General features: G+C 72.9%; 9 protein-coding genes. 5 read left to right on the top strand and 4 right to left on the bottom strand.

Features of this window, described 5'->3' with window-relative positions:
* Nucleotides 1–365 precede the first annotated feature (365 nt).
* Nucleotides 366–1511, top strand: a complete 1146-nt coding sequence (locus tag E1294_RS49270) for a bifunctional adenosylcobinamide kinase/adenosylcobinamide-phosphate guanylyltransferase (RefSeq protein WP_246083837.1) — start codon at nt 366–368, stop codon at nt 1509–1511.
* Nucleotides 1512–1792: 281 nt separating this feature from the next.
* Here E1294_RS49270 and E1294_RS49265 read toward each other — a convergent pair whose 3' ends face one another.
* A complete protein-coding gene (locus tag E1294_RS49265; RefSeq protein WP_132519381.1) occupies nt 1793–2593 on the bottom strand; it encodes an ABC transporter ATP-binding protein in 801 nt (266 codons plus the stop codon).
* A gap of 104 nt (nt 2594–2697) precedes the next feature.
* Here E1294_RS49265 and E1294_RS49260 point away from each other — a divergent pair, with 104 nt between their 5' ends.
* Nucleotides 2698–3489, top strand: coding sequence for an adenosylcobinamide-GDP ribazoletransferase (locus E1294_RS49260; RefSeq protein ID WP_132519378.1), 792 nt, complete (start codon nt 2698–2700; stop codon nt 3487–3489).
* Here E1294_RS49260 and E1294_RS49255 read toward each other — a convergent pair.
* The 3 genes from E1294_RS49255 to E1294_RS49245 are packed head-to-tail and all read right to left on the bottom strand — an operon-like array spanning nt 3478 to nt 5734.
* Nucleotides 3478–4428 carry a CPBP family intramembrane glutamic endopeptidase gene (locus tag E1294_RS49255; protein ID WP_132519375.1) on the bottom strand — a complete coding sequence of 317 codons (951 nt, stop codon included), beginning with the start codon at nt 4426–4428 and terminating at the stop codon, nt 3478–3480. The genes E1294_RS49260 and E1294_RS49255 overlap by 12 nt on opposite strands.
* Entirely contained in the window at nt 4425–5390 is a 966-nt protein-coding gene (locus E1294_RS49250) for a DUF1648 domain-containing protein (protein WP_132519372.1), read from the bottom strand. Before E1294_RS49250 ends, E1294_RS49255 begins: the two co-directional genes overlap by 4 nt.
* Nucleotides 5387–5734, bottom strand: coding sequence for a GntR family transcriptional regulator (locus E1294_RS49245; RefSeq protein ID WP_132519369.1), 348 nt, complete (start codon nt 5732–5734; stop codon nt 5387–5389). Before E1294_RS49245 ends, E1294_RS49250 begins: the two co-directional genes overlap by 4 nt.
* Nucleotides 5735–5841: 107 nt before the next feature.
* Between E1294_RS49245 and E1294_RS49240 the strand changes: the two genes are divergently transcribed.
* The 3 genes from E1294_RS49240 to E1294_RS49230 form a co-directional block, all read left to right on the top strand.
* Nucleotides 5842–7311: a leucyl aminopeptidase gene (locus tag E1294_RS49240; protein ID WP_132519366.1), complete on the top strand. Its 1470-nt coding sequence runs from the start codon at nt 5842–5844 to the stop codon at nt 7309–7311.
* A gap of 50 nt (nt 7312–7361) precedes the next feature.
* Entirely contained in the window at nt 7362–8726 is a 1365-nt protein-coding gene (lpdA, locus tag E1294_RS49235) for a dihydrolipoyl dehydrogenase (RefSeq protein WP_132519363.1), read from the top strand.
* A gap of 38 nt (nt 8727–8764) precedes the next feature.
* On the top strand, nt 8765–9146 hold a 382-nt coding region (locus E1294_RS49230), incomplete at its 3' end, for a biotin/lipoyl-containing protein (protein WP_342775160.1).

The raw sequence follows: 9146 nt of genomic DNA, 5'->3' as shown, positions 1-9146 counted from the left end.
GTCCTGCTCGGAGGCGGCGCCCTGCTGGCCACCCGCCGCCGCGCCACGGCAAAAACCGGCGGCTGACCCCCGCCGGCTCGGCGTCCCGATCCCCGGCCGGCTCGGCCCGCTGATCCTCTGCGGGCTCGGCCTGCTGATCCTTCGCCGGCTCGGCGCGTTGATCCCCAGAGCCTGCCCCGCGACCACATCCCGGGTCACGGCGGTGGATCCGGCCGGGGCGGGGGCGCATGGGCCTCGCGCCGCCGGCGGCAGGTGTGCGGCTCTGACCGGTGTACGGACGGCTGCGGCCCTGACGGGTGGACGGACGGCGGATGGTCGCGCACCCGGGTGGGCGGGAGCGGATGCGGCTTTGTACGCTCGGCGCGGTGAAGCTCCTCATCAACGGCACAGCGGGCGGCGCCGGCTGGCCCGAGCCCGGCTGCCGGTGCGCCTCGTGCGCCGGGTTGCCTGTCGGCCATCGCCGCCCGTTCGAGCTGGTCGTGGACGGCGTGGTCCGCTACCCCTTCACCGGCCCGCCCGACGGCTACCGGCCCCTCGCGGGCGGTCTGGGGCTGGCAGGCCCCGACGGCTCCGCGCTCCTCCACCTGCCGGCGGGACGAACGCCCCCTGCGGGCGGGCCCGCGCGCTACGACGTCGTGCTGGTCGATCTGCTGGACCGGCCGGAGCGGCTCGGCGAGCTGCGGCGCGCGCGACTGGCCGACGAGGCGACCCTGGTGGTGGCCGTCGGGCTCGATCACCGGGTTCGGTCGGAGGAGGAACTGGCCAGGCGCCTGCGGCTGTGGGGAGCGATCGCCGTCCCTGACGGCACCGAGCTGGCGTGCCGTCCGCCGAACGGCCCGCGAAGCGACCCTGCCAGCCCTCGGCTGAGCGGCTTCGCGGAGAAGCGAACGAACGGCTCCGCGGGCAAGCGGACGAGCGGCTCCGTACTCGGGCAGGCGAACGGCTCCTCGGACGAACAGGAGAGCGGCTTCGCGGACGAGCGGGCGAGCGGCCGGCCGCGGCGGACGTTGCTGCTGGGCGGGTCGCGCTCGGGCAAGTCGGCGGAGGCTGAGCTGCGGCTGGCGGCGGAACCATACGTCACCTATGTCGCCACGGGCCCGGCCGGCGGAGAAGACGGCGAGTGGGCGGAACGGGTGCGGGCGCACCGGGCGCGGCGACCCGCGCACTGGGCCACCGCCGAGACCACCGACCTGGCCACGGCCATCAGGGGCGCCACCACACCGCTGCTGATCGACGGGCTGGGGACCTGGGTGGCGGCGGTCTTTGACGACCACGGGGCCTGGGAGGGCGACCGCGCGCCCGTGGTCGCGCGCTGCGACGACCTCGTGGCGGCGTGGCGGCAGGCCCCGGAGCGGATCGTGGCGGTGTCCGACGAGGTGGGGCTGGGCGTGGTGCCCGCCACGGCCGCCGGTCGGGCCTTCAGAGACGTGCTGGGGCGGTTGAACGAGCGTCTGGCCGCCGAGTCCGAGCATGTGGCCCTGGTGGTCGCCGGGCGACCGCTGGAGCTCTGACGGCGGCGCGGGCGCCGCCACGGGCGGGACAACCGGCACACGGACGCGGGTGGCATCACCGGCGCGAGCACGGGCTGAAGCACCGGCGCACGGACGTGGATGGCCCCCACACGGACACCGGCTGAACCACCGACGCGGACACGGGCTTGAACACCTCGCGAACGCATAGGGGAACACCGTCGTGAGAGCCGGCGAGGGCGGGGTCAGAAGCGGGGCGCGTCAGAAGCGGTGTCGGGAAGGAGTGCGGTGTCAGAAGGGGGTGCGGGGCCGAGAGGGCGGTGTCAGGGGCGTGCGGCCCGGGCGTACCAGCGGCCGTCCACGCGGTCCACGTGCAGGGAGCGGCCGAAGCAGTCGGAGAGGTTGGCAGGGGTGAGCACGTCGTCCACCGGGCCGATGGCGAGCACTCGGGCGTCGCGCATCAGCATCGCGTGGGTGGTCGTCGCGGGCACCTCCTCCAGGTGGTGCGTCACCGTCACGGTGGTGAGCACGGGCCTGGTCGTGGCGAGATCCTCGACGGCGGTGATGAGGTCTTCCCTGGCGGGCAGGTCGAGTCCCGCGAACGGCTCGTCGAGCAGCAGCACCGCCGGGTCGGCCATGAGCGCCCTGGCCACCCGGATCCTCGCCCGCTCCCCCTGCGAGCACACGCGGAACGGCCGCTCCGCCAGCTCCTTGCATCCCAGGTCGGCGAGCAGCCGGTGGGCCCGGTCACGCTCGACCTCGCCGTACTTGTCCCACAGCGGGACGCTCGTCCCCGTGTGACCGGTGAGCACCACGGTGTGCGCGGTCGCGCCCTCCTGCTCCATCAGCTCCTCGTCGATCAGCCGCTGGCTGGAGGCCACCAGGCCGATATGACGGCGCAGCTCTCGCACGTCAACCCGGCCGAGCGGGTGGCCGAGCACCTTGACCGTGCCCTCGCTGGGATGCCGTACGGCGCCGGCCAGCGAGAGGAGCGTCGTCTTGCCCGCGCCGTTGGGGCCGAGGACGGCCCAGTGGTCGCCGTAGCCGACCTGCCAGTCGATGCCGTCGAGCAGCGCCTTGCCGACAACGCGGACGCCTACGCCTTCGAGTTCAAGCACGTGCATCCCGACAGACTAGTGGGCACTTGGATCGTCCGTTACCGATGTGAAATACGAACGCGTACTGGCGCTACGGTCTCGTCCAGGCACGAGGAGAGGGCGGCGGTCCGGTGAGCAGGTTTGTCAGGGTTCGGCGGCTCGCGGACGGCTGGCGGTTCTCGACCGGCACGCTGACCGTCTTCCCCGTGCGCGTGGAGCGGGTGGACCGGGAGGTCGCGGGGCAGGCGATGGTGCTGGCGCCGGCCGTCGGGCTGGTGCTCGGGCTCGTCGCCGGGATGCCGTTGCCGCTGGTCTCGCTGCTGCACGGGCCGCCGCTGCTCGGCGCGGCGCTGGCGGCAGGGTCGCTCGCCGTCCTGACCCGGGGGTTGCACCTGGACGGGCTCGCCGATCTCGCCGACGGGCTCGGCAGCGGCAGGCCGGCCGCTCAGGCGCTCGACATCATGAAAAAGTCGGACATCGGGCCATTCGGGGTGATGGCACTGGTGTTCACGCTGCTCATCCAGGTGGTCGCTGCCGCCGACGCCGGTTACGCGGCCTTCGTGACCGCCTGCGTGACGGGACGGCTGGCGCTGGTGTGGGCCTGCCGGGCGGGCGAGCCCGCCGCCCGGCCCGGCGGGCTCGGCGCGATGGTCGCGGGCACGGTGCGCCCGCTCGCGCCGTGGCTCGTCACCGTGGCCGCGCTGCTCGCCGCCGCCGCGCTCGGCCTTGCGGCTCCCTTCCCCGGGCCGGGCTGGGCGCGCGCGGGCGTGCTGCCGGTCGGCCTGCTCGCCGGGCTCGGCGCCGCCCTGCTGCTGCTCCGGCACGCCGGGCGGCGACTCGGCGGGATCACCGGCGACGTGCTCGGCGCGCTCGTGGAGACCGCCACGGCCACGACGCTGGTGGTGTGCGCGCTACTCGGCTGAGTCGTGGTGTGCGCCACTCGCCGAGGTCTGCGGCCCGGCGGTGACGGGCGGCGTACGGCCCGCCGGCTCCTGGCGTACCGGAAAGAAGCGGAGCAGCGCCGCGCCGGCCAGTGCCAGCACGACCCAGCCGACCAGGCCGGTCAGCCCGACCAGGAGTTCGTTGGGGGGCGCGGCGGCGTCGCCGAGCAGCAGGACAGGCGGCACGACCGCGTTGAGCGAGCCGTGGGCCACGACCGCGGGCCACACGCTGCCCGTGCGCAGCCGCAACCATCCGATCAGCACCCCGGCCAGCACGCAGAAGCCGATGAAGAACAGCGCCGCCCACGAGCCCAGGCGCGGGTAGTTGTAGCCGAGCAGGGTGAGCGGGGCGTGCCAGACGCCCCAGATCGCCCCGGAGAGCAGCAGGCCGGCGAGCATGCCGTTCGCCGAGGTGAGGCGGGGCAGCAGCCAGCCACGCCAGCCCCACTCCTCCCCCAGCGCGGGGATCGCGTTGAGCAGGGGGCCGGCGACGATCGCCACCACGATCTGCAGCGCCGCGACCGTGCCGAGGTCGCCGGGGATCTCCATGCCGCGGGCCTGCAGGGCCGCCCTGAGCAGGCTGAGCCGGTCGAGGTCGAGCGAGACCAGGCCGACGGCGGCGCTGAGCCCCATCGCGAGGAACGCCAGCAGGGGCACCCCGAGCCAGGCGGCCAGCACGAGCAGCCCGGTTCGCTTTCTGCGCTCGCCGAGCGTGAGCCCGGTCTGGCGGGCCCAGCCTTTGGCGGGCGTGCGCGTGACGGCCCACACGCCGAGCACCGCCGCGGTGGGCGTGAACATCATGACCGAGGCCAGCAGGGTCAGCAGCGGCGAGCCGAGGCCCCCGCCGAGCCACAGGGGCAGCGCGACCGCCCAGGACAACCCGAAGGCGAGGACGATGAAGATGGGGAGAGGTCTGTTCATTGCTCCACTCGCTCCGCGATGAGGGCGTTGATGAGGGATGCGCCGCGCGCGGCGTCGTCGATGCTGATCGCGAGCTGACCGCCGGAACGGTACCTGATGATCAGGCACTCCCCGCCGCGCAGCATGATGGTGGCGCTGCCGGGGAGCCCGCGGAAGCCCCAGCCGCCGACCTGGCTCGGATGGCGGGTCTCCGACAGCGCCACGTCGATCTTCGGCAGCCGGATCCTGCGCACCGGCCAGCCGAACGGCCCGAACCTGATCGCCACCCCGTCACCGCTCACCCTGACGGCGACCGAGGCGGACAGCAGCCCCAGGACGAGCCCGAGAACGAGCACGGGCAGCGTGACACCCAGGACGGCGCCCGCCCCGGACCCGATGAAACGCAGCACGATCAGCACGCACACGCCGGCGCCCGAGGCCGCGGCGACCGCGGCCGGCCACGGGTTGGAGACGCGGCTGACCCAGACCGTCCGCTCTCCCTCCCTGAGCCGCAACCGCGGCGGGCGCGCGTCGGCGGAAGGCGGCTCGTCGGGCTCACCCCTGCCGAGGTAGCCGGCGGCAACGGCCACGGCGGCGGATCCCGCGAGGGAGGCGACGACGTGCCAGGCCGACAGCTGCGCCGCCGTCCAGACGGGTACGTCGAGGTTCGCGTCGAGCGTGCTGAGGCTTATGCCGGGCGCGAACACGCTCATGAAGCCCAGCGTGCCCCACCAGTACATCCTGCCGGCCCTGCGCGCGTGCGCCCACCCGCTCCCGGCCAGCAGGACCGCCCAGGGCACGCACCAGAGCAGCAACCCCATGGCGACGAACCCGGTGAACGACATCGAGCCGTCCGCCCTGCCGTCGGGCCCCCAGTGTGTGGCCATCGGTTCGGGCAGCCGGTCGCGCACCGCCAGGGGGACCAGGACGAACGCGGCGGTGACCGGCAGGCCCCAGGCCGCGGCGATGGCTCGGGGGTTCATGGCAGTTCCTCCAAGATGGCGATGAGGTCGTCACGGCCGTAACCGTGCTTCCTGGCGTCCTCCAGCAGCTCACGCGCCCGCTGCACCAGCAGGGCGCGCCCGTCCGCGCGGCCCGCGACGCTGACCCCCCGGCCTCTCCTGAACTCCAGCAGGCCCTCGTCCCGCAGGCCGCGCAGCGCGCGCAGCACGGTGTTGGGATTGATGCCGAGCGCCTGGGCCAGGTCGCGCGCCGGTGGGAGCCGATCGCCCGGGCGATAGGAGCCCTCACCGATGGCGCGGCGGATGGCGCCGGCCACCTGCTCGTGCAGGGGCGTGGCGTCATTCAGATCGAGCGTCAACAGCATGATGCCAATGAGACTAGCACCATGTCTCGGAACGTGCACAGCACCGTTATTGGTAGGATGAACCCCTGTTTGTGAGGACCGAGAAACCGTGGATAGCATCGGTTTACGTGACCACTGTGCGGCTGAACTCAGCAGATCCCGTCTCCTTCGACACCGACGCCTTGATCGTCGGCTTCAGGTCCGGCCCTGACGGCCCCCGGCCCGTGACGGGCGACGGGTCCCTCGACACCGCCTTCGGCGGCAAGCTCGCCGCCTCCCTCGCGGCCGTCGCCTTCACCGGCGAGGCGGGCGAGCTGGCCAAGCTGCCGACATTCGGCGCCACCGCCGCACCGCTGCTGGTCGCGGTCGGCCTGGGCGACTCCCCCGACGCCGACGGCCTGCGCCAGGCCGCCGGCGCCGCCGTGCGCTCCCTGGCCGGCACCGCGCGCGCCGCGCTTGTCCTGCCCGCGGGCAGCCCTGACGAGGCCGAGGCCGTCGCGCTGGGCGCGCTGCTGGGGGCGTACACGTTCTCCCGCTATCGCACCGACGGCGAGCAGAAGCCGCCCGTCTCCGAGCTCACGGTGGTCTCCGGCCAGCCCGAGGGCGTGGCCGAGCGCGCGAGCGTGCTGGCCGAGTCCGTCGCGCTGGTGCGCGACCTGGTCAACACGCCGCCCTCCGACCTGTGGCCGGCCAAGTTCGCCGAGATCGCCGAGCAGGCGGGCGGCAAGGCGGGGCTGAGCGTCGAGGTCCTCGACGAGAAGGCGCTCAAGGACGGCGGCTACGGCGGCCTCATCGGCGTCGGCCAGGGCTCGGCCAACCCGCCGCGCCTGGTCCGCCTCTCCTACACCCACCCCGAGGCGAGCAAGACGCTGGCGTTCGTGGGCAAGGGCATCACGTTCGACTCCGGCGGCCTGTCACTCAAGCCGTCCGCCTCGATGGACTGGATGAAGTCCGACATGGGCGGCGCGGGCGCCGTGTTCGGCGCGCTGATCGGCATCGCCAGGCTCGGCCTGCCCGTCAACACGATCGGCTACCTCTGCCTGGCGGAAAACCTGCCCAGCGGCACCGCGCAGCGCCCCTCCGACGTCATCCACAGCTACAGCGGCAAGACGGTCGAGGTGCTCGACACCGACGCCGAGGGCCGTCTGGTGCTCATGGACGGCATCGCCAGAGCCGCCGAGGACGACCCCGACGTGATCGTCGACGTCGCCACCCTCACCGGCGCGCAGATCGTGGCGCTGGGCTGGCGCACCGCCGGCGTCATGGCCAACGACGACGCCGTCAGGGAGCTCGTCCTCGAAGCCGCCAAGGCCGCGGGCGAGGGCGCGTGGGGCATGCCGCTGCCCGAGGAGCTGCGCAAGGGCCTCGACTCACCGATCGCCGACCTCGCCAACCTGCAGCCCGAGCGGTGGGGCAGCATGCTGACGGCGGGCATCTTCCTGAAGGAGTTCGTGCCGGAAGGAGTGCGCTGGGCCCACATCGACATGGCGGGACCCGCGTTCAACAAGGGCGAGCCGTACGGTTACATCCCGAAGGGCGGCACCGGTGCGATCACCCGCACGCTCATCGGACTGGCAGAGCGGCACGCGAGCATCTGAAACAAATGAAAAGATGAGGGCATCACAACACCCCGACAAGGAGCCTTCCTGTGGCCTATGACATCGTCGTCCTAGGTGGCGGCAGCGGCGGTTACGCCTGCGCGCTCCGGGCGGCCGAGCTGGGCAAGTCGGTCGTCCTGATCGAAAAGGACAAGATCGGCGGCACCTGCCTCCACAGGGGATGCATCCCCACGAAGGCCCTGCTGCACTCCGCCGAGGTCGCCGACGAGACCCGCGAGAGCGAGTCCTTCGGCGTCAAGGCGCGCTTCGACGGCATCGACGTCCAGGGCGTCCACGCGTTCAAGGACAAGATCGTCACGCGGGCGTGGAAGGGCGTGCAGGGCCTGCTGAAGGGCGCCGGCGTGACGATCGTCGAGGGCGAGGGCCGCCTCGCGGGCCCCGGCCGGGTCCAGGTGGGCTCCGAGGTCTACGAAGGCCGCAACGTCGTCCTGGCCACCGGCTCCGCCCCCAAGACGCTGCCCGGCCTGGAGATCGACGGCGAGCGCGTCATCACCAGCGAGCACACGCTCACGATGGACCACGTGCCCAGCTCGGTGATCGTGCTGGGCGGCGGCGTTATCGGCGTCGAGCTGGCCAGCGTCTACCGCTCGTTCGGAGCCGAGGTCACGATCGTCGAGGCCCTGCCGCACCTGCTCCCCACCGAGGAGGAGTCCAGCTCCAAACTGCTGGAGCGGGCCTTCCGCCGCCGCGGCATCAAATACGAGCTGGGCGTCTTCTTCGACGGCGCCAAGACCACGGAAACCGGTGTGGTCATCACGCTCGCCAACGGCAAGACCCTCGACGCCGAGCTCCTGCTCGTCGCGGTCGGCCGCGGCGCCGTCTCCTCGGGCATGGGCTTCGAGGAGCAGGGCATCGCCATCGAGAGCGGCGCCGTCATGGTCGACGAGCACTGCCAGACGTCCGTGCCGGGCGTCTACGCCATCGGCGACCTCATCCCGACGCTGCAGCTCGCGCACGCCGGCTTCGCGGAGGGGATCATGGTGGCCGAGCACATCGCCGGCCTCAACCCGCCGCCCATCGACTACGCGGGCGTGCCGCGCATCACCTACTCCGACCCCGAGGTGGCCTCCGTCGGGATCACCTCGGCGCAGGCGGCCGAGCGCGGCATCGAGATCGTCGAGCAGGTCTACGACCTGGCGGGCAACCCCAAGAGCCAGATCCTCGGCACCTCGGGCGCCGTGAAGGTCATCGCCCAGAAGGACGGCCCCGTCGTCGGTGTCCACATGGTGGGCAGGCGCATCGGCGAGCTCGTCACGGAGGGCCAGCTGATCTACAACTGGGAGGCGCTGCCCGCAGAGGTCGCCCAGCTCATCCACGCACATCCGACGCAGTCCGAGGCAGTCGGTGAGGCCATGCTGGCCCTGGCCGGCAAGCCGTTGCACGTACACAACTAGTCCAGCCCTCGAGATCAGAACGCGAGAGAAGAATAACGATGCCGGTCTCCGTACAGATGCCCCAGCTCGGCGAGAGCGTGACCGAGGGCACCGTAACCCGTTGGCTGAAGAAGGAGGGCGAGCGCGTCGAGGCTGACGAGCCGCTCCTCGAAGTGTCGACCGACAAGGTCGACACCGAGATCCCGTCGCCGTCCGCGGGCGTCCTCACCAAGATCGTGGTGGCCGAGGACGAGACGGTCGAGGTCGGGGCCGAGCTCGCCGTCATCGACGAGAGCGGCCAGGCGGGCGCCCCCGCCGCGGCTCCCGAGGCGGCCCCGGCTCCGCAGCCCGAGCCCGAGCCCGAGCCCGCGCCGGCTCCGCCCGCCTCCTCGATCCCGCAGCCGGCTCCGGCGCAGCCCGCTCCGGCTCCCGCCCCGGCCC

This window comes from Nonomuraea diastatica (genome assembly GCF_004349015.1).
Taxonomy (GTDB): Bacteria; Actinomycetota; Actinomycetes; order Streptosporangiales; family Streptosporangiaceae; genus Nonomuraea; species Nonomuraea diastatica.
Note: the sequence above shows the minus strand (reverse complement) of the source record. Positions and strands in the feature narration are given on the sequence as shown.